The organism is Ruegeria lacuscaerulensis (genome assembly GCF_013034685.1).
Classification (GTDB): Bacteria; Pseudomonadota; Alphaproteobacteria; order Rhodobacterales; family Rhodobacteraceae; genus Ruegeria; species Ruegeria lacuscaerulensis_B.
The window spans coordinates 240,050-265,842 of sequence record NZ_WQGO01000003.1; the positions used below are offsets into that span (position 1 = coordinate 240,050).

General features: G+C 61.0%; 24 protein-coding genes. 23 read left to right on the forward strand and 1 reads right to left on the reverse strand.

Annotated features, from left to right (window positions below; all coding sequences use genetic code 11):
- The first annotated feature begins 4 nt into the window (after positions 1-4).
- From rsmH to GOV80_RS08920, 8 genes are all read left to right on the forward strand, one after another.
- The gene (rsmH, locus tag GOV80_RS08885; RefSeq protein ID WP_170784104.1) at positions 5-997 is read left to right on the forward strand and encodes a 16S rRNA (cytosine(1402)-N(4))-methyltransferase RsmH; all 993 of its coding nucleotides are present in this window, start codon (positions 5-7) and stop codon (positions 995-997) included.
- Entirely contained in the window at positions 994-1,362 is a 369-nt protein-coding gene (gene ftsL / locus GOV80_RS08890; protein WP_170769203.1) for a cell division protein FtsL, read from the forward strand. The genes rsmH and ftsL overlap by 4 nt, the downstream gene beginning before the upstream one ends.
- Positions 1,359-3,146: a peptidoglycan D,D-transpeptidase FtsI family protein gene (locus GOV80_RS08895; protein WP_170784106.1), complete on the forward strand. Its 1,788-nt coding sequence runs from the start codon at positions 1,359-1,361 to the stop codon at positions 3,144-3,146. The genes ftsL and GOV80_RS08895 overlap by 4 nt, the downstream gene beginning before the upstream one ends.
- Before the next feature lie 22 nt (positions 3,147-3,168).
- A complete protein-coding gene (locus GOV80_RS08900; RefSeq protein ID WP_170784108.1) occupies positions 3,169-4,650 on the forward strand; it encodes a UDP-N-acetylmuramoyl-L-alanyl-D-glutamate--2,6-diaminopimelate ligase in 1,482 nt (493 codons plus the stop codon).
- A complete protein-coding gene (locus GOV80_RS08905) occupies positions 4,647-6,041 on the forward strand; it encodes a UDP-N-acetylmuramoyl-tripeptide--D-alanyl-D-alanine ligase (RefSeq protein WP_170784110.1) in 1,395 nt (464 codons plus the stop codon). Before GOV80_RS08900 ends, GOV80_RS08905 begins: the two co-directional genes overlap by 4 nt.
- Before the next feature lie 24 nt (positions 6,042-6,065).
- A complete protein-coding gene (gene mraY, locus GOV80_RS08910; RefSeq protein ID WP_170784112.1) occupies positions 6,066-7,148 on the forward strand; it encodes a phospho-N-acetylmuramoyl-pentapeptide-transferase in 1,083 nt (360 codons plus the stop codon).
- Between the two features lie 150 nt (positions 7,149-7,298).
- Entirely contained in the window at positions 7,299-8,699 is a 1,401-nt protein-coding gene (gene murD / locus GOV80_RS08915) for a UDP-N-acetylmuramoyl-L-alanine--D-glutamate ligase (RefSeq protein ID WP_170784114.1), read from the forward strand.
- 105 nt (positions 8,700-8,804) lie between these two features.
- The gene (locus GOV80_RS08920; protein WP_170769209.1) at positions 8,805-9,179 is read left to right on the forward strand and encodes a glycine zipper family protein; all 375 of its coding nucleotides are present in this window, start codon (positions 8,805-8,807) and stop codon (positions 9,177-9,179) included.
- A 23-nt stretch (positions 9,180-9,202) separates the two neighbouring features.
- Here GOV80_RS08920 and GOV80_RS08925 read toward each other — a convergent pair whose 3' ends face one another.
- Positions 9,203-10,381, reverse strand: a complete 1,179-nt coding sequence (locus GOV80_RS08925; protein ID WP_170784116.1) for a BaiN/RdsA family NAD(P)/FAD-dependent oxidoreductase — start codon at positions 10,379-10,381, stop codon at positions 9,203-9,205.
- A 9-nt stretch (positions 10,382-10,390) separates the two neighbouring features.
- Between GOV80_RS08925 and GOV80_RS22535 the strand changes: the two genes are divergently transcribed.
- The 15 genes from GOV80_RS22535 to recN all read left to right on the forward strand — a co-directional run bounded on the left by GOV80_RS22535 (position 10,391) and on the right by recN (position 25,729).
- Entirely contained in the window at positions 10,391-10,522 is a 132-nt protein-coding gene (locus GOV80_RS22535) for a hypothetical protein (RefSeq protein ID WP_272871033.1), read from the forward strand.
- Positions 10,519-10,875 carry a cupin domain-containing protein gene (locus GOV80_RS08930; RefSeq protein WP_170784119.1) on the forward strand — a complete coding sequence of 119 codons (357 nt, stop codon included), beginning with the start codon at positions 10,519-10,521 and terminating at the stop codon, positions 10,873-10,875. The genes GOV80_RS22535 and GOV80_RS08930 overlap by 4 nt, the downstream gene beginning before the upstream one ends.
- Positions 10,876-11,030: 155 nt before the next feature.
- A complete protein-coding gene (ftsW, locus tag GOV80_RS08935; protein WP_170769212.1) occupies positions 11,031-12,194 on the forward strand; it encodes a putative lipid II flippase FtsW in 1,164 nt (387 codons plus the stop codon).
- Positions 12,194-13,285 (forward strand): UDP-N-acetylglucosamine--N-acetylmuramyl-(pentapeptide) pyrophosphoryl-undecaprenol N-acetylglucosamine transferase, encoded by a 1,092-nt coding sequence (locus GOV80_RS08940; protein ID WP_170784121.1) that lies wholly within the window; start codon positions 12,194-12,196, stop codon positions 13,283-13,285. Before ftsW ends, GOV80_RS08940 begins: the two co-directional genes overlap by 1 nt.
- Entirely contained in the window at positions 13,282-14,691 is a 1,410-nt protein-coding gene (murC, locus tag GOV80_RS08945; protein ID WP_170784123.1) for a UDP-N-acetylmuramate--L-alanine ligase, read from the forward strand. Before GOV80_RS08940 ends, murC begins: the two co-directional genes overlap by 4 nt.
- A gap of 72 nt (positions 14,692-14,763) precedes the next feature.
- Positions 14,764-15,012, forward strand: a complete 249-nt coding sequence (locus tag GOV80_RS08950; RefSeq protein WP_170769215.1) for a DUF2484 family protein — start codon at positions 14,764-14,766, stop codon at positions 15,010-15,012.
- Entirely contained in the window at positions 15,009-15,263 is a 255-nt protein-coding gene (locus GOV80_RS08955) for a DUF2484 family protein (protein ID WP_170784125.1), read from the forward strand. The genes GOV80_RS08950 and GOV80_RS08955 overlap by 4 nt, the downstream gene beginning before the upstream one ends.
- A 45-nt stretch (positions 15,264-15,308) precedes the next feature.
- Positions 15,309-16,235, forward strand: coding sequence for a UDP-N-acetylmuramate dehydrogenase (gene murB / locus GOV80_RS08960; protein ID WP_170784128.1), 927 nt, complete (start codon positions 15,309-15,311; stop codon positions 16,233-16,235).
- A 102-nt stretch (positions 16,236-16,337) separates the two neighbouring features.
- Positions 16,338-17,261, forward strand: a complete 924-nt coding sequence (locus GOV80_RS08965; protein WP_170784130.1) for a D-alanine--D-alanine ligase — start codon at positions 16,338-16,340, stop codon at positions 17,259-17,261.
- Positions 17,249-18,250 carry a cell division protein FtsQ/DivIB gene (locus GOV80_RS08970; protein ID WP_170784132.1) on the forward strand — a complete coding sequence of 334 codons (1,002 nt, stop codon included), beginning with the start codon at positions 17,249-17,251 and terminating at the stop codon, positions 18,248-18,250. Before GOV80_RS08965 ends, GOV80_RS08970 begins: the two co-directional genes overlap by 13 nt.
- Positions 18,251-18,258: 8 nt before the next feature.
- Positions 18,259-19,593: a cell division protein FtsA gene (ftsA, locus tag GOV80_RS08975; protein WP_170784672.1), complete on the forward strand. Its 1,335-nt coding sequence runs from the start codon at positions 18,259-18,261 to the stop codon at positions 19,591-19,593.
- A 748-nt stretch (positions 19,594-20,341) separates the two neighbouring features.
- Positions 20,342-21,940 carry a cell division protein FtsZ gene (gene ftsZ, locus GOV80_RS08980; RefSeq protein WP_170784134.1) on the forward strand — a complete coding sequence of 533 codons (1,599 nt, stop codon included), beginning with the start codon at positions 20,342-20,344 and terminating at the stop codon, positions 21,938-21,940.
- A gap of 213 nt (positions 21,941-22,153) precedes the next feature.
- A complete protein-coding gene (lpxC, locus tag GOV80_RS08985) occupies positions 22,154-23,074 on the forward strand; it encodes a UDP-3-O-acyl-N-acetylglucosamine deacetylase (protein WP_170784136.1) in 921 nt (306 codons plus the stop codon).
- Between the two features lie 127 nt (positions 23,075-23,201).
- On the forward strand, positions 23,202-24,044 hold the full coding sequence (locus GOV80_RS08990) for an outer membrane protein assembly factor BamD (RefSeq protein WP_170769223.1): 843 nt from the start codon (positions 23,202-23,204) through the stop codon (positions 24,042-24,044).
- Positions 24,045-24,079: 35 nt separating this feature from the next.
- The gene (gene recN / locus GOV80_RS08995) at positions 24,080-25,729 is read left to right on the forward strand and encodes a DNA repair protein RecN (RefSeq protein ID WP_170784138.1); all 1,650 of its coding nucleotides are present in this window, start codon (positions 24,080-24,082) and stop codon (positions 25,727-25,729) included.
- The last annotated feature ends 64 nt before the right edge of the window (positions 25,730-25,793 follow it).

A 25,793-nucleotide genomic window follows, 5' to 3' on the forward strand; every position in this document is an offset into this window, starting at 1 on the left:
CGGCATGGCCGGCGCTACTCCCTCGTCCGAGAAGCCTCATATCCCTGTTCTGTTGCGCCCATTGCTGGCGGCTGTGGCTCCTGTTTCGGGCGTCTGGCTGGATGGGACGTTCGGTGCGGGTGGCTATACGCGCGGTCTGCTGGACGCCGGGGCTGACAAGGTCATCGGCGTTGATCGTGATCCGCTGGCCTTTGAGATGGCAGCCGAATGGGCGGGCGACTATGGTGACCGGCTGGTGATGCAGGCCGGTGTATTCTCGCGCATGGATGAATATGCGCAGGATCTGGATGGCGTCGTGCTGGATTTGGGCGTGTCTTCCATGCAGTTGGATATGGCCGAGCGGGGCTTTTCCTTCATGAAGGACGGCCCTCTGGACATGCGGATGAGCCAGGAGGGCGAAAGCGCTGCAGATCTGGTCAATACCGCAACCGAAGCGCAACTGGCCGATATCCTGTTCCATTATGGCGAAGAACGCGCAAGCCGCCGCATTTCCAAGGCCATCGTCAAGGCGCGTACGGAGGAGGCGATCACGACGACCCTTCGTTTGGCCGAGATCATCGAATCCTGCCTGCCGCGCCCCAAACCGGGGCAGTCGCACCCGGCGACCCGCAGCTTTCAGGGGCTGCGGATCGCGGTGAATGCAGAATATGAGGAACTGTTTCAAGGCCTCATGGCTGCCGAGCGGGCGTTAAAGCCCGGCGGGCAACTGGCCGTGGTGACGTTTCATTCCATCGAAGATCGCATGGTCAAACGGTTCTTTCAGTCGCGGGCGGGTAAAACCGGGCGCGCCAACCGCTATGCGCCCGAGATGGAACAGGAGCTGCCGCAATTCACGCTGAAAACGCGCAAGGCGGTGGGGCCGGACGAGCAGGAATTGCAAGAAAATCCGCGCGCGCGCTCGGCCAAGCTGCGCGTGGCGGTACGGACTGAGGCTCCGGCGGGGGAAATTGAAGCCCGCGCTATTGGGATGCCGCAACTTGGGGGAAGAGCAAGATGAAAAGTATATTGTACGTCTTAACTGCGCTTTCGGTGTTCGGGCTGGCCCTTTGGGCGTATCAAGAAAATTACCGCACCCAGCAGGTGGTAAAGGAAACGCAGAAATTGCAGCGTGAAATCGGTATGGCGCAGGTACGTCTGGCGGTGTTGAACGCCGAATGGGCCTATCTAAACCGTCCGGACCGCCTTCGCGAACTGGCTGACTTGAACTTTGAGCGCTTGGGCCTGTTGCCCTTGCGTGCCGAGCAGTTTGGGCGCGCCGACCAGGTCTCCTACGCCGAAGACCCGGACTTGCCGGGTGTTGATCCTTTTGAGTTGGAAGCGATCACCAATATTCAGGCACTGGGCGAGGTGCAGATTCCATGACACGTACGCCCCTCCGTCCTCTGGCCCGTATTCTCGACGCCCGCGCCAAGGGTGAGAACCCCAAAGCCATCGAGCGCGAGAATATCCGCCAGCGTCACGAAGACATGAAAGACCGCGCCCGTGCGCGGGCCGAAGGGCGCCTTTTGGTGCTGGGTCTGTTCTTTTTCTGTGCGTTTGCCGTGGTTGGCGCCCGCATGGGTATGTTGGCCACGTCCGAGGCGCAGGAACCGCTGGCCAGCGCGCCGGGTGCCGCCATTGCAATGCAGCGCGCCAATATCGTTGACCGCGAAGGACGCATTCTGGCGACCAATCTGGACACCTATTCTGTCTATGCCCAGCCGCCTTTGATGATTGACCCGGTGGCGGCTGCGGACCAGTTAGTGGCGATTTTTCCTGATCTGGAAAAAGAGCGCCTGATCAAGGACTTCACAGGCGACCGTAAATTCCTGTGGATTAAGAAACGGATCTCGCCCGAGCAGAAACAGGCTGTGCATGACATCGGCGATCCTGGTATCCTGTTCGGCCCGCGTGAGATGCGGCTTTATCCAAACGGTAAGCTGGCCGCGCATATTCTGGGTGGCTCGGGCTTTGGGCGCGAAGGCGTAAGCGCCGCCGAGGTGATCGGTGTGGCTGGTGTCGAGAAACAATTCGACGACTATCTGCGCAACCCTGCCAATGGCAACAAGCCGCTGCAACTGTCGCTGGACCTGACGGTACAGGCGGCGGTCGAACAGGTTCTGTATGGCGGCATGAAGATCATGAACGCCAAGGGCGCGTCCGCTGTTCTGATGAACGCTCATACGGGTGAGGTCGTCTCAGCTGCATCGCTACCGTCTTTTGATCCCAATGACCGACCGCGCCCGCCGACCTCAGGGTTCGATCCTTCGGACAGTCCGCTGTTCAACCGATATGTGCAGGGCGTGTACGAGCTGGGCTCTGTCTTCAAGATTTTCACGGCGGCTCAGGCGGTGCAGCTTGGCTTGGTGAATTCCAACACGATCATCGACACCTCGGGTCCGATGCGGATCGGGCGGTTCCCGATAGGCGAGTTCAACGGCAAGAACTATGGCGAGATCAGCGTGGCGGATGTGATCGTCCACAGCTCGAACCGGGGCACCGGACGGCTGGCTTTGCAGATCGGTGCACAACGGCAGCAGCAGTTCCTCAAGGCGTTGGGCATGTTCGAGCCCACCCCGTTCGAGATTGTCGAGGCCGCAGGTGGCGAACCCCTGAAACCCAAGAAGTGGGGCGAACTCAGCACTGTGACCATTTCCTATGGTCATGGTTTGTCGACCAGCCCGATGCATCTGGCGGCGGGCTATGCGGCGATCGCGAATGGTGGGCACTATGTCAGCCCGACAATCCTGCGCAAAAACGGGCCTCAGTACGGGCCGCGTGTCATGTCCGACAGCGCTGCGCGTCAGGCGCAGCAGATGTTGCGCAAGGTGGTCACGGATGGCACCGCCAGCTTTGGCGATGTGGCGGGCTATGACGTGGCGGGCAAGACCGGCACTGCAGATAAGCCGAAACCGCGCGGCGGCTATTATGATGACAAGGTGATCTCGACCTTTGCGACGATCTTTCCGGCGTATGATCCGAAATACGTGCTGATTGTCACGCTGGATGAACCTTCAATCGTGGCTTACGGCGAAAAGCGCCGCACGGCAGGGTGGACAGCCGTTCCAGTTGCTGCGGAACTGATCGGACGTGTCGCCCCCTTGCTGGGCCTGCGTCCCCGGCTTGAGCCTGAGGCACGCGCTGCTATAACGCTCACCTCAAATTAGACCGTCCGGCAAAGGGTAGGGCATGGGCACAAGAACAAAAAAACTCAGCCAACTGGCCCTGACCGCGCGCGGAGGGGCAAACCCTGACATCAACGGACTGGCCGTGGATAGCCGCGAGGTGCAGGAGGGGTTCCTGTTTGCCGCTTTGCCTGGCACCCGCGTGCACGGCGGTGAGTTTATCCAATACGCCCTGCGCATGGGCGCGGCAGCCATCCTGACCGATGCCGAAGGGGCGCAGATCGCAGCAGCAGAACTGGCTGCATCGGATGCAGCTTTGATCGTGGCCGAAGACCCGCGTCAGGCGCTTGCTGGATGCGCCGCGCTGTGGTTTGGCGCGCAGCCCCAGACCATTGTGGCCGTAACTGGAACCAATGGAAAAACCTCGGTCGCCACATTCGTGCGCCAAATCTGGATGGAGCTGGGCCACGCCGCCGTTAACCTTGGCACCACTGGGGTCGAAGGCGCATGGACTGCCCCTCTGGCCCACACCACGCCCGAGCCGATCACCCTGCATCGCTGTCTGGCTGAGGCGGCCGCAAATGGCGTGACCCACGCCGCGATGGAGGCGTCCTCGCACGGGTTAGAACAGCGCCGTCTGGACGGGGTGCATCTGACGGCCGCGGGGTTCTCGAACTTCACGCAGGACCATCTGGACTACCACGAAACGTTCGAGGCGTATTTCGCTGCCAAGGCTGGTCTATTCGACCGGGTTCTGCCGCAAGACGGCACCGTCGTGATCAATATGAGCGACCCCAAAGGGGCCGAAGTCCGCAAGATCGCCAAGGCGCGCGGGCAGGAGGTTCTGACCGTTGGGCTGGGCGATGCGGATCTGTGCCTGATGAACCAGCGTTTTGACGCGACCGGGCAGGATTTGCGGTTCTCGTGGCAAGGCAAAGTGTTCCAGACCCGCTTGAACCTGATCGGCGGGTTCCAGGCTGAAAACATCCTTCTGGCTTGTGGTCTGGTGATCGCGGGCGGGGAAGAGCCTGAGCGCGTATTTGAAACTCTGCCGCATCTGACAACCGTGCGGGGCCGGATGCAACTTGCAGCGACGCGCCACAATGGAGCGGCGGTGTTCGTCGACTATGCCCATACGCCTGACGCTGTGGCCACTGCGCTCAAGGCGTTGCGCCCACATGTGATGGGGCGGCTGATTGCCATTGTTGGCGCCGGCGGCGATCGCGATGCGACCAAGCGGCCTTTGATGGGGCAGGCCGCCGCAAACCATGCCGACGTGGTCTTTGTCACCGACGACAACCCGCGCAGCGAGGATCCGGCCGCCATACGCGCCGCCGTTTTGTTGGGCGCGCCTGAGGCGACTGAGGTGGGCGACCGGGCCGAGGCCATTCTGCGCGGCATAGACGCGCTGCAACCGGGGGATGCTTTGTTGATTGCGGGCAAAGGGCATGAAACCGGCCAGATTGTCGGCGATCAGGTTCTGCCCTTTGACGATGTGGAACAGGCCAGCATCAGCGTGGCCGCGCTGGACGGGAGGGTGGCATGACGCTCTGGACTGCGGCTGAGGCCGCTGATGCTACAGACGGGCGCGTCACCTGTGACTGGTCCGTGAACGGCGTGTCGATTGACACCCGAACCTTGCAACCCGGCGACCTGTTCGTGGCGCTAAAGGCGGCACGGGACGGGCATGACTTCGTGGCTCAGGCGTTGGAAAAGGGGGCAAGGGCGGCTTTGGTGTCCCGCATCCCCGATGGCGTGGCCGAGGATGCGCCGTTGCTGATCGTCGACGATGTACAGGCCGGGTTGGAGGCGTTGGGCCGGGCAGGCCGCGCACGCACCGATGCGCGCGTGGTGGGTGTGACGGGCAGTGTGGGCAAGACTTCGACCAAGGAAATGCTGGCCAATGTTCTAAAAACGCAGGGCAAAACCCACGCCAGCGTCGCCAGCTACAACAACCATTGGGGCGTGCCGCTGACCTTGGCGCGGATGCCGCGCGACACCGAATTTGCAGTGATTGAGATCGGCATGAACCATCCCGGAGAGATTGCGCCTCTGGCCCAACAGGCCCGCCCGCATGTGGCGCTGGTGACGACCGTAGCGGCCGTGCATCTTGAAGCGTTCGACTCGGTGGCCGGTATCGCTCATGAAAAAGCTGCGATCTTCGAAGGGCTGGAACCCGGTGGGGCGGCCATCGTGAATGCTGATATTGAACATGCAGGTATCTTGCGTGAGACAGCGCAAAGCTGTGGTGCCGGCATTGTGGAATTTGGGCGCGCGGCGGCAGACTACATTCTCACGGATGTTGAGCAGAGCGCAGACTCCGTTCACGCGACAGCTCAGGTGGGCGGTGACGCCGTCCGTTTCGACGTGCAATCGGCGGGCACGCATTTTGCGATGAATGCCCTGGGTGCTCTGGCGGCCTGCGTCGAGATGGGGGTCGATCTGGACAAGGCGATTGCCGGTCTGCGCCGCTGGTCCCCAGTCAAAGGCCGTGGCGTGCGCGAGCAAATCGCGTTGGCTGGTGGTGGTCAGATTGAGCTGCTGGACGACAGCTACAACGCCAACCCGACCTCGATGGCAGCGGCGTTGGACGTTTTGGCAGCCGCCGAAGGTTCCCGCCGCATCGCGTTTCTGGGTGACATGAAAGAGCTGGGTGCGCAGGAATTGCCAATGCACGCGGCTATGGCAGATGTTGCGGCGATGGCCAAGGTCGATCAAGTGCATTGCATTGGTCCGCTGATGAAATCGTTGCACGACGCGCTGCCCGACGACAAGCGCGGGCTTTGGACGGAAACAAGCGCCGAGATGGCCAACAAGCTGCCTGACCTGATCCGGTCGGGGGATGTAGTTCTGGCCAAGGGCTCGCTGAGTATGGCATTGGCACGGATTGTTGACGGGCTGCGTGAAATGGGGCAAGGGAGCGCGCTTGAGCCATGATCGCCGCATCAGAAAGGTACTAGGATGCTCTATTGGTTGACCGGCCTATCGGATGGCGGGGATTTCTTTAACCTCTTTCGCTATATCACCTTCCGTGCGGGTGGTGCCTTTATGACAGCGCTGATCTTTGGGTTTATCTTCGGCAAACCGCTGATCAATGTGCTGCGTCGCAAGCAGGGCAAGGGTCAGCCGATCCGTGACGATGGTCCCGAGGGGCATTTTTCCAAGGCGGGAACGCCAACGATGGGGGGCTTGCTGATCGTGGGTGCTCTGGTCACGTCGACGCTGGTCTGGGCGCGGTGGGACAACCCCTATGTTTGGATGGTTTTGTTCGTGACTTTGGCATATGCGGCGATTGGCTTTGCGGATGATTACGCCAAGGTCTCCAAACAGAACACCAAGGGCGTATCAGGGAAGATGCGCTTGGCTTTGGGGGTGTTGATTGCAGTGCTGGCCTCGGTCTGGGCAACGCTGCACCACCCAGAGGCGTTGCAGAACCAATTGGCGGTGCCGGTGTTCAAGGATACGCTGGTTAATCTGGGTATTTTCTATATCCCGTTTGCGATTGTTGTGATCGTGGGGGCTGCGAATGCGGTGAACCTAACCGACGGGCTGGACGGGTTGGCGATTATGCCTGCGATGATTGCAGCCTCGACTTTGGGTGTGATTGCCTATGCGGTTGGGCGGGTCGACTTTACCGAATATCTGGACGTGCATTATGTGCCGGGGACTGGCGAGATTTTTATCTTTACCTCGGCGCTCTTCGGCGCGGGACTTGGGTTCCTGTGGTACAATGCACCCCCGGCGGCGGTGTTCATGGGCGACACGGGGTCGTTGGCCTTGGGCGGTGCTTTGGGGGCGATAGCGGTGGCCACGAAGCACGAACTGGTGCTGGCTGTTGTTGGCGGCCTGTTTGTGGTCGAGGCGCTGAGTGTTATCATTCAGGTGCTGTATTTCAAACGGACCGGGCGACGGGTGTTCCTGATGGCGCCGATCCATCATCACTATGAGAAAAAAGGCTGGGCCGAGCCGACGATTGTGATCCGGTTCTGGATCATCTCGCTGATCCTGGCGATGATCGGGTTGGCGACGCTGAAGGTCCGGTAACGCTCCCGCCTGGTTCGGAGGGCCTGCGGCCCGCCTGCCACCAGTTGGGCCCGGCTCGCGCTGACGCGCGAGCCTTTTGCGTCTCTTGCCAATGCTGGTTTCTTCTGCGCAGTGTGGCGGCGCATTTGGCGGCAGAAGAAGGTGGGCGGCATGATCCCGGTCAAAGGGTGTTCAGGACAGAAAATTGCAGTTCTGGGGCTGGGGCGATCCGGGTTGGCGACCGCGCGGTCCCTGCGGGCCGGGAAGGCTGAACCGACCTGTTGGGATGACAACCCAGCAGCCCGAGAAAAGGCCGAAGCCGAGGGGTTCACTTGCGCTGATCTGCGGCGGCAAGGTGCGTTTGACGATATTGCGAGCCTGATCGTTTCCCCCGGCATTCCGCATCTCTACCCCGAGCCGAACCCGGTTGTTGCGGCGGCATTGGAGGCCGGGGTGCCGGTGGACAATGATATCGGCCTGTTTTTTCGGTCTTTCGCCGGGCCGGAGTGGAACAATTTCGACACCCCTCCGCGGGTCATAGCGGTCACCGGGTCGAACGGTAAATCAACGACCGCCGCGCTGATCCATCATATTCTGACTGCGGCCGGGCGAGAAACGCAACTGGCGGGCAATATCGGACGCGGTGTGCTGGATATCGAGCCCGGGGGCGATGGCTCGGTCGTCGTGCTGGAACTGTCGAGCTATCAGACCGAACTGGCGCGTGCGCTGACGCCGGATGTGGCGGTTTTTACCAACCTGTCGCCCGATCATCTTGATCGGCATGGCGGGATGGGCGGCTATTTCGCCGCCAAGCGCCGCCTGTTCGCCGAAGGCGGGCCCGACCGCGCGGTGATCGGAGTGGATGAGAAAGAAGGTGCGTTTCTGGCAGGCCAACTGGCCGAGGGGCCCGCGGATGACCGGGTCATGCGGATTTCGGTCACGCGCAAGCTGACGGGGCCGGGGTGGCAGGTTTTTGCGCGCAAAGGGTTTCTTTCGGAATACCGCAAAGGCCGCCAAACCGGCGCGATTGACCTGCGTGAGATCAAGGGTCTGCCGGGTACCCATAACCATCAAAACGCCTGTGCCGCCTATGCAGCGTGCCGCGCGTTGGGGCTGGCCCCGCGCGTGATCGAAGATGCGCTACACAGCTATCCGGGCTTGCCGCATCGTAGTCAGATCATCGCCGAAGCGAATGGTGTGACCTATGTGAACGACTCGAAGGCCACCAATGTGGACAGTGCGCTCAAGGCGTTGCGCGCGTTCAAGAAGATTCGCTGGATTTGCGGCGGGCTTGAGAAAGAGGGCGGGCTCGATGCCCTGAACGGCGCGAAAGACCATGTTGTCAAAGCCTACGTCATCGGGCGTGAGGCTGCTGGTTTTGCCATGCAGCTTGAGGCCGAGGCGCAGGTTTGCACCACCATGGGCGCAGCCGTGGCGCAGGCCTTCGCCGATGCCCAACCGGGTGAGACGGTCTTGCTGGCCCCGGCGGCGGCCAGCTTCGACCAATATGACAATTTTGAACAACGAGGCGACGACTTCACGGCAGAGGTGCAGAAGCGGCTGGCGGACTAAGGATTTGCAATAGACCGCCGGTTGCGCCAAGCTGCGGTGCCATCTGGTTGACGCACCAGCATTTTTGGTTTTGCGTGCCACCAAATTCAATGTGAGGTTAAGATTATGTCCTACCGTAAAGTCTCTTTGATCCTGCCCGCTCTGCTTGTTGCGGGGGCCTGCACCAATGTGGGTGCCAATTACCAGCCCGTGGTCGATGGGCCCGTGGGTCCGAACTACAACGCGGATCTGGCCCAATGTCAGGCGTTGGCCCGGTCTCAGCCGGTAGTGGATGGTAACACGGCAGGGGCTGCGGCGATCGGTGCGGCGGGTGTCGCTGGCACCAAGGCTATCATCGACGACAGCGCCAGTGATCTTGGCCGCGCGGCAGTTGCTGGTGCCATTGTCGGTGCAGGGGCCAGTGCGATCAGCAATACTCAGAACCAGGAAGTCATCGTGCGCAACTGCATGCGTGGACGCGGGTACAACGTCGTCGGCTAGGGCCGCGCCATTGGATGTGTTGGCTAATGCGCCGCAATGGCGGTTCCGGCAGCATGGCCCGAGGACCACGCCCACTGGAAGTTATAGCCGCCCAGCCACCCAGTGACATCCACTGCTTCACCAATCGCATAGAGGCCGGGGACATCCCTGGCCTCCATCGTTTTAGACGACAGATCATCTGTGTCGATCCCGCCCAAAGTGACCTCGGCGGTGCGATAGCCTTCGGTGCCTGAGGGGGTCAATTGCCAGTCGGAAAGAGCTGCTGTTAGATCGGTCAGGGCGACGTCGGATTGATCGGCCAGATTTCCATTCATCGGAAGATGGTGTTTCAGGTACTCCACCAATCGCGCGGGCAGGTGGCGTGCCAGTTCGGTGGTCAGGGCCTTGCGCCCTCCGACCTGACGCTGATCGCGTAGCAGGTCGAACAGGGGCAAGCCCGGGATCAGGTTGACGCAGATCGCCTCGCCTTCACGCCAATAGGACGACAGTTGCAGCACTGACGGTCCGCTGAGGCCACGATGGGTGAACAACAACGCCTCATCAAAGCTGGTGCGCACGTTCGACAGGCGCGCAGGTACGGACACGCCTGACAGCTCTTTGAACCGGCCATCCGAGAAGGTGAAGGGCACCAGCGCCGCGCTGGTATCCGTGACCCGCAGGCCGAATTGTCGCGCGATGTCATAGGCCAGCCCGGTCGCGCCCATCTTGGGGATGGACTTGCCACCGGTAGCCAGCACCAGATTGCGGCAGGTCAGGTCGTGACGCTGGCCTTCCCGCTCGACCTCCAACGCGAACCCAGCTTCGGTCTTGCGCAGATCGCGAAGACTAGTTTGCACCCACAGCTCGGCCCCGGCGCGCGCCATCTCATCCAGCAACATCTGGATGATCTGCTTCGACGAGCCGTCGCAAAACAACTGCCCCAGCGTTTTCTCGTGCCATGCGATGCCATGGCGACCAACCAGATCAACGAAATCCCACTGCGTGTACCGTGCCAGCGCGGATTTGCAGAAATGCGGGTTCTGCGACAGGAAATTGCCCGGCCCCGCATGCATATTGGTGAAATTGCATCGCCCACCGCCCGAGATGCGGATCTTCTCACCCGGCGCTTTGGCGTGGTCGATCACCAGAACCCGCCCGCCACAATTGGCCGCGCACATCATGCCAGCAGCACCGGCACCCAGGATGATCGTGTGATAGCTCATGCGCGGGGGATGGCTTGGATCAGGGCGAAAGACAAGGCCCCATACGCTGTGTTGATCCGTGCAGGCTTGCAAATCGCCTGCGAGTTCTCGAATGATATGGGGTATTTCCCTGTCACCGCACACCCGATGGAACCGAAATGAACCCGATCAACCTGCAAGAAAAGCTGGCGCAATTCTCAACACATTGGGACCCGCATGTCGTCGCCGACTACAACCAGAATGACGTCATGGTGGTGAAATTTCAGGGCGAGTTTCCGTTCCACAAACATGACACCACCGATGATTTCTTTCTGGTGCTCGAGGGTGAGATGATCATGGATATCGAAGGCCAGCCCTCGCAAACCGTGCGGGCCGGAGAGATCTTTGTGGTTCCCACAGGTGTCGTGCACCGTCCGCGTGCAGAGCGCGAGGTCAAGGTGCTGCTGATCGAACCGAAGGGAGAGCCGAATTCGGGCGATTCCGACCAGCCCGCGGCACCCAAGCCAAGGCTGTGACACTGGTCGTTTTGCCGATCTGCTGGCGTCTCCGCGCTAGGCGGAGATTTTCCTATCTTTCCCTTATTTCCCTAGCCCAAACGGCAAAACCGCTGTAGAGTCTCAATCAGACTCCGAAAACGGGGCGTGAACGAGGCAGAGAGTGGCGGTATCTCATGACTGAGATGGTGTATGGCGCGGTCCAGGACACGCGCGGCGAACCGATTCTACCAAAGTGGTGGCGCACGATTGATCGCTGGACCATGTCCTGCGTTTTGATCCTGTTTGTCATTGGCTTGTTGCTGGGGCTGGCTTCATCGCCGCCGCTGGCTGGGCGCAACGGGTTCGATCCGTTCCACTATGTCGAACGGCAGGCGCTCTTTGGCGGGTTGGCGCTGGTGGCGATGCTGTTGACCTCGATGATGTCGCCCACACTGGTGCGACGTTTGGCGGTACTGGGTTTTCTGGGCGCGTTTGTGGCGCTGGCCTTTCTTCCGGTCTTCGGGACCGATTTCGGCAAGGGCGCGGTGCGCTGGTATTCGCTGGGATTTGCCTCGCTGCAACCTTCTGAGTTCCTGAAACCCGGCTTCATCGTTGTCGCCGCGTGGCTGCTGGCGGCTTCGCAAGAGATCAACGGCCCGCCGGGGCGATTGTGGTCGTTCGCGCTTTGTATGGCGATTGTGGCGATGCTGGTGCTTCAACCGGATTTCGGGCAGGCCTGCCTTATCCTGTTTGGCTGGGGCGTGATGTATTTCGTGGCCGGTGCGCCGATGCTGCTTCTGGTGGGCATGGCGGGGGCCGTAGTGCTGGGCGGAATGCTGGCCTATTCCAACTCGGAGCACTTTGCCCGCCGCATTGACGGTTTCCTCAACCAAGAGGTCGATCCGACCACGCAGCTTGGCTATGCCACCAACGCGATCCGCGAAGGCGGTCTGTTCGGCGTTGGCGTGGGGGAGGGGCAGGTGAAGTGGTCCTTGCCCGATGCGCATACCGATTTCATCATCGCTGTCGCGGCCGAGGAATATGGGCTGATCCTGGTGCTGATCATCATCGCGCTTTATTCGCTGATCGTCGTGCGCTCGCTGCTGCGGTTGATGCGCGAGCGTGACATGTTCATCCGTCTGGCAGGCACCGGTCTGGCCTGCATGTTCGGCGTTCAGGCGATGATCAACATGGGCGTGGCGGTGCGTTTGTTGCCCGCCAAGGGCATGACGCTGCCGTTCGTCAGCTATGGCGGCTCGTCCCTGATTGCGGGCGGCATCGCCGTGGGCATGTTGCTGGCCTTCACCCGAACCCGCCCGCAGGGTGAGCTGGGTGACATTCTACGCGGTCGCGGCTGATGCCTTATCTTTTGATCGCGGCAGGCGGCACCGGGGGGCACATGTTCCCCGCGCAGGCGCTGGCCGAGGCGATGCTGCAGAAAGGCTGGCGCGTGCGCCTGTCCACTGATGCGCGCGGTGCGCGCTATACCGGCGGATTTCCCCATTCGACCGAGATTGTCGAGGCGACTTCGGCCACCTTCGCGCGTGGCGGGCTGGCGGCCAAGGCGCTGGTCGGGCCAAAGATTGCGGGCGGCGTGACCAGCATGGCGATGCAAATGATGCGCGACCGCCCGGATGTGGTGGTTGGCTTCGGTGGCTATCCTTCGATCCCGGCGCTGGGGGCAGCGACGCTGTTGACCGTTCCGCGCATGATCCATGAGCAGAACGGCGTGTTGGGGCGGGTCAACCAGCTGTTTGCCAAGCGCGTGGCGCAGGTGGCCTGCGGGGTCTGGCCCACGGATTTGCCCGACGGCGCAAAGGGCGTCCATACCGGCAACCCGGTGCGCGGCGCGGTGCTGGAACGTGCCGCGGCAGGCTATATCCCGCCCGGAGACTACCCGATGTCAGTTCTGGTGATGGGTGGCAGCCAGGGTGCGCGTATCCTCAGTGATGTGGTGCCCGGCGCGCTTGCGGCGCTGCCGGAAGACCTGCGCGACCATATCCGCGTGGCCCATCAGGCCCGCGATGAAGATGGTGAACGTGTCACCGCCTTTTACGCTGACCATGGCATCCGGGCCGAGGTTCTGCCCTTTTTCGATGACGTCCCCCGGCGGATGTCGGATGCGCAGTTGGTGATCAGCCGCTCGGGCGCGTCCAGTGTGGCCGATATCTCGGTCATCGGGAGACCCTCGATCCTTGTCCCCTTTGCCGCCGCTGCGGGCGACCATCAAACCGCCAATGCGCGCGGGCTGGTGCAGGCGGGTGGCGCGATCATGATCCCCGAAAACCTGCTTGACGTTGCCGCGCTGACCGAGCAAATCACCGCCGTTCTGACAAACCCCGAGGCCGCACAAAAGATGGCCCGTGCCGCCCTATCGACCGGAGCCCCGGACGCGACCGAGCGTCTGGTCCACCTTGTCGAAGAGCTGGCGCAGAAGGAGACCCCATGAATCCAGCCACCAAACTGCCGCAAGACGTAGGTCCGATCCATTTCGTTGGCATCGGCGGAATTGGGATGTCGGGCATTGCCGAGGTGCTGCTGAATCTGGGCTACCGGGTGCAAGGCTCGGACCTGAAAGCTTCCAAGATCACCGACCGTCTGGCCGGTCTGGGGGCCGAGATTTTCGTGGGCCAGCGCGCCGAAAACCTTGAAAACGCAGCCGTCGTTGTGGTCTCCACCGCGATCAAGCCGGGTAACCCTGAATTGGACGGTGCCCGCGCGCAGGGCCTGCCGGTGGTGCGCCGCGCCGATATGCTGGCCGAGTTGATGCGCCTGAAATCCAACATCGCCATCGCCGGAACTCATGGCAAGACCACCACGACCACCATGATGGCCGAGTTGATGGTGGCCGGTGATTTCGATCCCACCGTGATCAATGGCGGCATCATCCATGCCTACGGGTCCAACGCGCGGATGGGACAGGGTGAATGGATGGTGGTCGAGGCCGACGAATCCGACGGCTCGTTCAACCGCCTGCCTGCAACCATTGCCATCGTCACCAATATCGACCCCGAGCATATGGAGCATTGGGGTGATTTCGACCGGCTGCGGGATGGGTTTTACGAGTTCGTCTCGAACCTGCCCTTCTACGGTCTGGCTGTGTGCTGCACCGACCATGCCGAGGTGCAGACGCTGGTGGGCCGCATCAGCGACCGCCGGGTGCGCACCTATGGGTTCAACGCGCAGGCCGATGTGCGGGCCGTGAACCTGACTTATAAGGGCGGTGTCGCTCATTTCGATATCCACCTGCAATACGAGGACACGGTGATCCAAGGCTGCACCTTGCCCATGCCCGGCGACCACAATGTTTCGAACGCTTTGTCCGCCGTGGCCGTTGCCCGCCATCTGGGCATGAAAACCGCTGAAATCCGCGATGCGCTGGCCAATTTCGGTGGCGTCAATCGCCGCTTTACCAAGGTCGGCGAGGTCGATGGTGTTACCATCGTCGACGACTATGGCCACCACCCGGTTGAGATTGCCGCCGTGCTGAAAGCCGCGCGCCAAGCCAGCGATGGGCGTGTGATCGCCGTTCACCAACCGCACCGCTATTCGCGCCTGTCGAACCTGTTCGAGGATTTCTGCACCTGTTTCAACGACGCCGACGTGGTCGCCATTGCCGACATTTTTGCCGCCGGAGAAGACCCGATCGAGGGTGCATCCCGCGATGATCTGGTGCAGGGCCTGATCCGCCACGGCCATCGCCACGCCCGCGCGCTGCTGGATGAAAACGATCTGGAGCGTCTGGTCCGCGAACAAGCTCGCCCCGGCGACATGGTTGTTTGCCTCGGCGCCGGGACAATCAGCGCCTGGGCCAACGGTTTGCCGGACCGCTTGCAACGTAAACAAGCTGTGTGACGCAGGGAACCAACTTGACGCTCGACTGATTTGAGCGTTTGCAGCCGCGAAACAACGTCCTCGGAGGGGCGCATGGTAAATTCAGTGGTGTTTGCGGGACTTTGGGTGATTGCCTCGACCATCGTGGCGATGTTGCCGTTGCGCCTGCAGTTTCCGCCGGGTGTTGTGCTGTTCGTCAGTGCCCCTGCGCTGATCGTCTGGTTGGGCCATGATTTCGGCTGGTTCGTTTCAGTGCTGGCCTTCGCGGGGTTTGCATCCATGTTCCGTAGACCGATCCGCCACTACTGGCACCGTTGGACCGGGCAGGAGGTTCAGGAATGAATTGGTCAATCGCTCTGGCTGCGTTGTGGGGAATCGCCGCGAATGTGCTGGCGATGATCCCCAGCAAAGACAACCACTGGACCCGCGCCTATGTCCTGATTGCGGTGGGGATTCCGATATTGGGCTATGTCACCTTGCAGAACGGCCCGTGGATCGGACTGTTGGTGCTGGCGATGGGTATGTCCGTGCTGCGTTGGCCGGTGATTTATCTGGGGCGCTGGATACGTCGGATGCTCGGTTCGGCTCAGTGACAGATACGGCTTGCGCGGAGGAAGTAAATCCGCGAAGGAACCCGAATGACATCTCTTCCAGAACCCCGTGGCAAGCTGACCCAGAACCGAGCGTTGAACGACCTGACATGGCTTCGTGTCGGCGGTCCAGCAGATTACTTGTTCCAACCTGCGGATATCGACGATCTGAAAGGGTTTCTGCGCGACCTGCCCGCAGATTTCGACGTGTTCCCCATGGGTGTTGGGTCAAACTTGATCGTCCGGGATGGCGGCTTGCGCGCCGTGGTGATCCGGCTAGGGCGCGGGTTCAACGGGATCGAGATCGCAGGTAACACCGTTACAGCAGGTGCCGCGGCGCTGGATGCGCATGTGGCGCGCAAAGCGGCAGATGCGGGGGTGGACCTCACGTTTTTGCGGACCATTCCGGGCTCGGTCGGTGGGGCGGTGCGGATGAACGCGGGCTGCTATGGCAGCTACACGGCGGATGTGCTGCGCAGAGCCACCATTGTCACGCGCCAGGGCGAGGTCGTGGACCTGACGCCGCAGGACCTGAGCTTCCGCTATCGCCAGTCGGATTTGCCCGATGGGGCGGTGCTGATTTCGGCCACGTTCGAGGGACCCGCGGGTGATCCACAAGCGCTGCATGACCGGATGGCGGCGCAATTGCAAAAACGCGATGAGACCCAACCCACAAAAGACCGCAGCGCAGGTTCGACCTTTCGCAACCCAGCTGGGTTTTCCTCGACCGGACGGGCGGATGACGTGCATGATCTGAAGGCGTGGAAAGTGATCGACGATGCCGGAATGCGCGGGGCCACCAAAGGTGGCGCACAGATGAGCGAGAAGCACTCCAATTTCCTGATCAACGCTGGCGGTGCCACTGCCGCTGACCTTGAAGGTCTGGGCGAAGAGGTGCGAAAAAAGGTTTACGAAACAAGCGGCATCACGCTAGAGTGGGAAATCATGCGGGTCGGAGATCCGTTGAAAGAATAAAGCCCCAACCGTCAGACCAAAACAGGCAAATTCAGGCGACGGATCAAAGGCATAAACGCAGTACGGACCACCACATAAGGTCCGGAGACATTGAGGCGCTAAGTGGGTAAGTCGAGCAGGACACACCCCAAAGTGGCGGTATTGATGGGCGGCCCCTCGGCGGAACGCGAGGTGTCTCTCAGCAGCGGGCGCGAATGCGCAGCCGCCCTTAGGGGAGAAGGCTTTGAAGTGGTCGAACTGGACGCGGGTCCCGACCTTTCTGTGCGCCTGTCGGAAATCAAACCAGATGTGGTTTTCAACGCGCTGCATGGGCGCTGGGGCGAAGACGGCTGTGTGCAGGGCTTGTTGGAATGGATGCGCCTTCCGTACACGCATTCCGGAGTGCTGGCCTCGGCCTTGGCGATGGACAAACAACGCAGCAAAGAGATCTACCAGACCGAAGGCTTGCCGATCGTTCCCAGCGTGATCCTACCCAAGCAACAGGTCGCGGCATCCCACGCGATGGAGCCGCCCTATGTGGCCAAACCGAACAACGAAGGTTCCAGCGTTGGGATCTATATTGTCTCGGAAGGTGCGAATTGCCCGCCTCGTCTGTCCGACGACATGCCAGATCATGTGATGGTCGAGAAATACATCGCAGGGCGCGAGTTGACTGTTACCGTGATGGGCGACCGCGCCTTGACCGTGACCGAGATCATGACCGATGGCGGCTGGTATGACTATGACGCCAAGTACAAGCCCGGCGGCTCGTGGCATGTGCTGCCTGCCGACATCCCTCAGGATATCTTTGACCGCTGCATGGACTATGCACTGAAGGCCCATAGTGCCTTGGGGTGTCGGGGTGTCAGCCGCACCGACTACCGCTGGGATGACAGTATGGGTGCGGACGGTCTGTTCCTGCTGGAAACCAACACCCAGCCGGGCATGACACCGACCTCGCTGGTGCCCGAACAGGCTGAGCATTGCGGCATGAGTTTCGGACAGCTTTGCGCCTGGATGGTGGAGGACGCCTCATGCGACCGCTAAGAGCCACCCGTGCCCCCGTCATTCGTCGGACCACGCAGCCGTCCGGCCCTGATGCTGATTTTGCATCGGGCGAACGGCACGATACGCAGCCCAAGCTGCGGCTGGGCGGGGTTAAGCTGTTTGGCCGTAAATCGCAGAGGTTCGATCCGGCGCCATCGCGGCTGAGCTACCGTATACAACGTTGGATGCTGACACCGAGTATTCGGCGCGGGTTGAAGTACGGCCTGCCTGTGTTTGCAATCTGCGCGGCCACTACGCTCTATTTCAGTGCTGAAGATCGGCGTGAGGCCGTTGTGGCCTATGTCAACGACATCAAGACCTCGATCCAGCAGCGACCAGAATTCATGGTCAATCTTATGGCGATCGACGGGGCAGGCACCAACCTGTCCGAAGATATCCGTGAGGTCGTGCCGCTGGATTTTCCGATCAGTTCCTGGGACCTGGATGCCGAACAGATCCGCGACACGATTACCGGGCTTGATCCGGTTAAATCCGCCACCGTTCGGATCCGCCCCGGCGGTATCTTGCAGGTGGATGTGGTCGAGCGTCAGCCCGTCGTGGTTTGGCGCACCCGCAGCGGGACCGAGTTGCTGGACGAAACCGGCGCACATGTGGAACGAATCGCCTCGCGCAAGGATCATGCGCATCTGCCACTAATTGCAGGTAAAGGCGCGGATGGGCATGTCGACGAGGCACTGCAACTTCTGACAACCGCCCGCAGCCTTGGTGCGCGTGTGCGCGGGTTGGTACGCATAGGCGAGCGCCGCTGGGATTTGGTTCTGGATCGCGGCCAGCGCATCATGTTGCCCACCGAACGTCCCGTGCGTGCGCTGGAGCATGTGTTGGCGGTGAACGAAGTGCAGGACCTGTTGGAACGTGACGTGGCCGTTGTGGACATGCGCCTCGGCCAGCGTCCGACGATACGAATGACCAAAGCCGCCAGCGACGACTGGTGGGGTACTAAAACCGATGTGAGTAGCAGGCAGTAACGACCATGATGACCGATCTTTATCAGTCCCAACGGGCCATGCGGCAGATGCGCAGGCAGGCAATGCAGCGCGGTGTCGTGGCCATTCTGGATGTTGGCAGCTCGAAGATTTCCTGCCTTGTGCTGCGGTTCGACGGTGCTGGTCGTCTGCATGAAGATAGCGGGATCGGGTCACTGGCCGGCCAGACCGGGTTCCGGGTGATCGGCGCGGCGACGACTCGGTCGCGTGGGGTGCAATTCGGTGAAGTCACCGCGATGCAGGAAACCGAACGAGCCATTCGAACCGCCCTGCAAGCGGCGCAGAAAATGGCCGAGATCCGTGTTGATCACGTCATTGCCTGTTTTTCGGGCGCGAATCCTCGGTCCTACGGTCTGGATGCGCAGGTCGATCTGGAAGGGCAGGTGGTCAGCGAGGCCGAGGTCGGTCGGGTGCTGAACGCCTGCGATGTCCCCGACTATGGTGCCGGCCGTGAAGTGTTGCACGCGCAGCCTGTGAATTTTGCCTTGGACAACCGCTCGGGTTTGATTGATCCGCGTGGCCAGATGGGGCAGTCGCTGGCCGTCGATATGCATATGCTGACCGTGGATGCGGTTGCGATCCAGAACATCGTGCGCTGCATAAAGCGGTGTGACTTGGAACTGGCAGGGATCGCGAACTCGGCCTATGTGTCGGGGATTTCTGCACTGGTCGAGGATGAGCAAGAGCTCGGCGCGGCCTGTATTGACATGGGTGGCGGTACCACCAGCGTGTCTATCTTTATGAAAAAGCACATGATTTTCGCCGATTGCGTGCGCATGGGTGGGGATCACGTGACCAGTGATATCTCGATGGGTCTTGGCGTGCCTGCGAATGTGGCCGAACGGATCAAGACCTTCAACGGCGGCGTTCACGCCACCGGGGCGGATGACCGCGACCTGATCGACATCGGTGGCGATACCGGCGATTGGGAACATGACCGGCGCACCGTCAGCCGCGCCGAGTTAATCGGCATCATGCGTCCCCGAGTCGAAGAAATCCTCGAGGAAGTCCGCATTCGTCTGGACGCCGCTGGGTTCGACCATCTGCCCAGCCAACAGATCGTTCTGACCGGTGGAGGTAGTCAGATCATGGGGCTGGATGGGCTGGCGACTCGAATTCTGGGCCAGCGCGTGCGTCTGGGCCGTCCATTGCGCGTACACGGCTTGCCGCAATCGGCGACGGGGCCAGGATTCTCATCCGTGGTGGGGCTCAGCCTGTTTGCGGCGCATCCGCAGGATGAATGGTGGGATTTCGATATTCCCGTCGATACCTATGCCGCACGCCCGTTCAAACGCGCCGTGCGCTGGTTCCGTGACAATTGGTAAACTCCTGATCGCGGCGCTGGTTGCCGCGATTCCGGCGTCTGTCCGCGCGCAGACCCTGATAACGCCCGAGGCGTTTCTGGATACAGTGCAAGGCAAGACGGTCCGATTCCATCTTCTGCCCGGCGGTGGCCTGGTCGGCACCGAAGAGTTCCTGAGTCCGACTCTATCAGTCTGGCGGATGGAAGGTAGAGGTTGTGTCTACGGTCAGATTACTACCCCTGATGGTAAGGTTTGTTTCCTATATGACGACGATCCAGATGGTCTCCCGGTGTGTTGGTGGCCGTTTGTCTACAATGATCGTCTGTTGGTGCGTTTGGCGGAAATTACGAACGGTGAAATTCAAGAGGTGCGTAGCATCTCGGACGACAGTCTGAATTGTCCAAGTACTCCTATTGGTTGAAGAATTCCCTTGCGGAGAGGCGTCGAATCCAGCAAGATATCCACAAGGCACGTCAGAGGCCCTATGCGAGGACCCGAGCAGGTTTCCGCACCCAAAAAACGATTGAATCGCAATCTGCGCAACCGGCTGCGGCCCTCGGGCAGTGGTATGTTTTGTGTTGGATTGAGTTCATTTCGCAACATCTGGCAAACAATACGAAATACCGGCGGATTATGCCTTAATTCCTCCATATTTTGTGGAGTCTGGCGATTTTTGGCGTGACCTTTGCGGTTTCGGTCGGTAGGATTGTTTAAGGATAGGTAAGAAAAACACCGCGTTGGCGGAGCATATAAACAGGCGGACAGAAGCATGACATTGAATCTTTCGATGCCCGGGCACGATGAACTGAAGCCTCGGATTACGGTATTTGGCGTAGGCGGCGCAGGTGGTAACGCCGTCAATAATATGATTGAAAAAGAGTTGGATGGCGTGGATTTCGTCGTCGCCAACACTGATGCGCAAGCATTGCAGCAAAGCCAATCCTCGGCGCGCGTGCAGCTTGGCGTGAAAGTCACCGAAGGTCTGGGGGCAGGGGCACGCCCGACCGTTGGCGCAGCCGCCGCCGAAGAGAGCATCGAGCAGATCGTCGATCATCTGGCAGGCGCCCATATGTGCTTCATCACCGCCGGTATGGGCGGCGGCACCGGTACGGGTGCGGCTCCGATCATTGCGCAGGCCGCGCGTGAGCTGGGCGTTCTGACGGTGGGTGTTGTGACCAAGCCCTTCCAGTTCGAAGGTGCCAAGCGGATGCGTCAGGCCGAAGACGGTGTTGAGGCGCTGCAAAAGGTTGTCGACACGCTGATCATTATCCCGAACCAGAACCTGTTCCGTCTGGCGAATGAAAAGACAACATTCACCGAGGCATTCTCGATGGCCGATGACGTTCTGTATCAGGGCGTTAAAGGCGTAACCGACCTGATGGTGCGTCCGGGCTTGATCAACCTCGATTTTGCCGATGTGCGCGCCGTGATGGACGAGATGGGCAAGGCGATGATGGGCACTGGCGAGGCCACCGGCGAAGATCGCGCGGTTCAAGCCGCCGAGAAGGCGATTGCCAACCCGCTGCTGGACGAGATCAGCCTCAGGGGTGCCAAAGGCGTGCTGATCAACATCACCGGCTCGCACGACCTGACCCTGTTCGAACTGGACGAAGCCGCCAACCGCATCCGCGAGGAAGTGGACCCCGAGGCCAACATCATCGTCGGCTCGACACTGGATACCGCGATGGAAGGTGGCATGCGCGTGTCGGTCGTGGCCACTGGCATCGACGCCACTGAGAAATCCGAGGACGTGCCGGTTGCGCGCCGTTCGATGTCGGCTCCGCTGACCCGCACGGTTTCAGCAGAAGAAGAAGCGGCTGAAGAAGAAGCGCCGGCAGCGGTTGCCGAACCGGTCGAAGCCGAGCCCGTGCGTGAACCGTCGCTGTTCGAGGCGACAGAGGAGCCATCCGAGCCCCGTTTCCAACCTCAGGCTGAACAGGACGATGATGGCCTGCCGCCTCCGGCTTATCAGCCACGTGTCGCCGAATTCGAGCCGACGCCCGAGCCGGTTGAGCCTGCTCCGGAAAGCTATGCGCCGCAGCCTCAGCCTGCAGCAGGCACTCCGTCGCCCGAAGCATTGCAGCGTCTGCAAGCCGCTGTACAGAACGTCCCTACGGGGGATCGCAGCCATATGGCATCGCGTCCGCAGCCCGCTCCGGCGCCGCAATCCGAGGCGGATCGCCCGCGGTTTGGCTTCAACCGTCTGATTGACCGGATGACCGGTCACGCGGCGGATACCCCGGCCCAACCGCAGCGTCAGCAGCCCGTGATGCGCCAGTCTGACGCCACGGCTCCCGCCCATGATCAGGCCGATCCCGAGCAGGAACGGATCGAAATTCCGGCCTTCTTGCGCCGTCAGGCGAACTGATCGCGGTAACAAAATACGTAGAAGGGGTCGCCTAGTGGCGGCCCTTTTTCGTTTCAAAACAACAATATACCCCGATGTAAGCAGGGTTTTGCCGATCTGTTACATTCATGTTTCATTCGGTTACAAAGAGTGAGTTGAGCCTTTCGCCTGCGTTCCTTAACTGAATGCCCAACACGGCCAAAGCAGGCCGGACACCACTCACCGAGGCCCACATTGCAACATACGCTCAAATCTCCGATCACGTTTACCGGTGTCGGGCTGCACAGCGGCAAGCCTGCAAACATGGTTCTCAAACCGGCAGCCGCCGGTCATGGCATCTGGTTCAAACGGACGGATATTGATCTGGGCAATGCGCTGATCCCTGCGATTTACGACGTGGTGGAGCGGACCCCGCTGTGTACGCGTCTGGTGAACGAGGCGGGTGTGTCGGTATCGACGGTCGAACATATCATGGCAGCGCTGGCGGGTTGTGGTGTTCACAACGCACTGATCGAGATTGACGGTCCCGAAGTGCCGATCATGGATGGGTCTTCGATCGAATTTGTACGCGGGATCATGACCAAAGGTGTGCGCCGTCAGGCCAGCCCGGTGTTGGCCTATGAGGTGCTCAAGCCCGTTTCTGCCTCGCGTGAGGGGGCCAGTGCGTCGATTGCGCCTGCGGACGGTCTGATCATTGACTTCCACATCGACTTTGAAGATGGCGCCATTGGCCGTCAGACCAAAACGCTGGACATGCGCAACGGATCGTTTGCGCGGGAACTCAGCGATTGCCGCACCTTCTGCCGTCGCATAGATGTTGAAGCGATGCGCGAAAACGGTCTGGCCCTGGGTGGCACGCTAGAAAACGCCGTGGTGGTTCAGGGGAACGAGGTTCTGACGCCGGGCGGGTTCCGTCGCGCAGATGAGGCTGTGCGCCACAAGATGCTGGACGCGCTGGGGGATCTCTACCTCGCGGGCGGTCCGATTCTGGGTCGTTTCACCGGCGACAAGTCCGGCCACTCGTTGACCAACACATTGCTGCGCACCCTCTTCGAGACGCCAGGCGCAGTGCGACCGATCCTGTGCACGGCCGAACAAGCCGCGCGTTTGCCCGGTCAGGGCCTGATCTGGGACGAAATCCCGGCTGTCGCCTGATTGGATCAACTCTGCGTACAATTCCGGTGCTGGCTTTACTAAGGCGTTTTGCCCCGGAATTATATGTGCTAAACCAAGCCTAAATCCGGGGTTCGCTCCGACAAGTAATACAACAAGGATAGGCGGAATGGGTGGCACCAGGGCGGCGGTCAGATTCGCGGGCGCGATTCTTCTGACAGCAGTTTTGTCAGCATGTGGCGGCCAAGGGGCCGACCGCAGCCAGAACCTTGAGGGGTTTACCCCCGAGCAAATTTTTACACGCGGTGAGTTTGAGCTGTCGCAGAATCGCTCGGATGATGCGGCGTGGTATTTCTCGGAAGTCGAGCGTCTTTATCCCTATTCGGATTGGGCCAAGCGCGCGCTGATCATGCAGGCGTTCTCGTATCACTCTGACAAGAACTACGAAGAAAGCCGCGCAGCTGCGCAGCGCTTCATCGACTTCTATCCGGCGGATGAAGATGCGGCCTATGCGCAGTACCTTCTGGCGCTTAGTTATTATGATCAGATTGACGAGGTTGGGCGCGATCAGGGTCTGACCTTTCAGGCGTTGCAATCCCTGCGCACGGTGATCGAAGTCTATCCGGACAGCGAATACGCAACCTCTGCCGTTCTGAAATTCGATCTGGCCTTTGATCACCTGGCGGGCAAGGAGATGGAGATCGGGCGTTATTATCTGCGTCAGGATCACTATACGGCGGCAATCAACAGGTTCCGCGTTGTGGTCGAGGATTTCCAGACCACCTCTCATACCGCCGAGGCGCTTTATCGTCTGATCGAGTCCTACCTGTCCTTGGGGCTGGTGGATGAGGCGCAGTCGGCCGGTGCGATCCTTGGGTTCAACTACCGCTCGTCGGAATGGTATGATGCGGGCTACAAGCTGCTGACATCGCGTGGGCTGAAACCCAGAAGCCTGGGCAACAACTGGCTGAGCCAGATCTACCGCCAGACCGTCAAAGGTGAGTGGTTGTAATCGTCATGACGAACGGCGTGGGACGCTAAGACCCGATGCTGCGCGCCCTTGATATCCGCGACATGCTAATCATCGACCGGTTGGAACTGACCTTCCAACCGGGCCTGAACGCGTTGACCGGTGAAACCGGTGCGGGCAAGTCAATTCTTCTGGATTCGCTGGGCTTTGTGCTGGGCTGGCGCGGTCGCGCCGAATTGGTCCGTCAGGGTGCTGCGCAGGGCGAGGTTGTGGCCGAGTTCGAGCTATCGGACGATCATCCCGCCCACGCCATTCTGGCCGAGGCCGGATTGCCCAGCGGCGAGGAATTGATCCTGCGCCGCGTGAACACCGCCGAGGGGCGCAAGACCGCGTGGGTCAATGACCGCCGCTGCTCGGGCGAGGTGTTACGGGCGTTGTCTGAGACATTGGTTGAGTTGCACGGTCAGCATGATGACCGAGGCCTGTTGAACCCGCGCGGGCATCGGGCGATGCTGGATGACTATGCCGGGGTCGCGGATGATCTGGCCTCGGTTCGTGCGGCCTGGAACGGGATGTCGCGCGCGCGGAAAGCGTTGGCCGAGACCGAGGCTGCCTTGGCCGCTATGCGCGCGGAAGAGGAATTCTTGCGTCACGCCGTGGCAGAGTTAGACAAGCTGGACCCACAACCGGGCGAAGACGCCGAACTGGACGCCCGCCGCCGCATGATGCAGGGAGCCGAGCGCATACGAGACGACGTGGCGCGGGCCTTTGACCTGCTGGGCGGAGACGGGGCTGAAGGCGCCATGTCCGACGCAGTCCGTTGGCTGGAAGGCGTATCCGACAACGCGGGCGGTCAGTTAGAGGAACCCATCGCCGCGCTTGGCCGCGCCCTGATCGAACTGGGCGAGGCGCAGGATGGCGTCAATGTCTGCCTACAAGCTTTGGACTTCAACCCCGCAGAATTGGAGCAGGCCGAGGAGCGTCTGTTCGCCATCCGCGCACTTGGCCGCAAACATGACGTGGCCCCCGATAATCTGGGCGCGTTTGCCGATACGCTACGTGAGCGTCTGCACAAACTGGACGCAGGTGATGCCGATCTGGCTGATCAGCGTGCTGCGGTTGAGGCTGCGCAGGCTGCCTATGACAGGGCTGCGACAGCGCTTAGTAATGCGCGCCGGCAGGCAGCGGGGCAGTTGGATGCGGCTGTGATGGCCGAGCTTGCGCCGCTCAAGATGGAACGAGCGGTGTTTCAGACCGAAATATCTCCCACTGATCCCGGCCCCGAGGGCGCCGACGCAGTGGCCTTTACCGTTGCCACCAACCCCGGCGCACCTTCGGGTCCGCTGAACAAGATCGCCTCGGGTGGAGAGCTCAGCCGCTTCCTGCTGGCGCTCAAGGTCTGTCTGACCGGCGAAGATAGCGCCCGCACGATGATCTTCGATGAAATCGACCGCGGTGTCGGCGGGGCAACTGCCGATGCGGTGGGCCGCCGTCTGGCCTCGCTTGCGCAGGGCGGGCAGGTTCTGGTCGTGACGCACTCGCCTCAAGTAGCTGCGCGTGCGGCACATCACTGGCGGGTTCAAAAACAAGTCACCGAGGGGCAAACTCTGTCGACCGTCATCCCGTTGGCCGACCCGGACCGGGTGGATGAGATCGCCCGCATGGTTGCAGGCGACACCATCACGGACGAGGCGCGCGCCGCCGCGCGTGCCCTGTTGGACGCATAGACCTTCTCACCTGCGCGATCCCGCTTTTATCCGTGCCGCCCGTAGCTTAGTAAGGGGTAGGTAC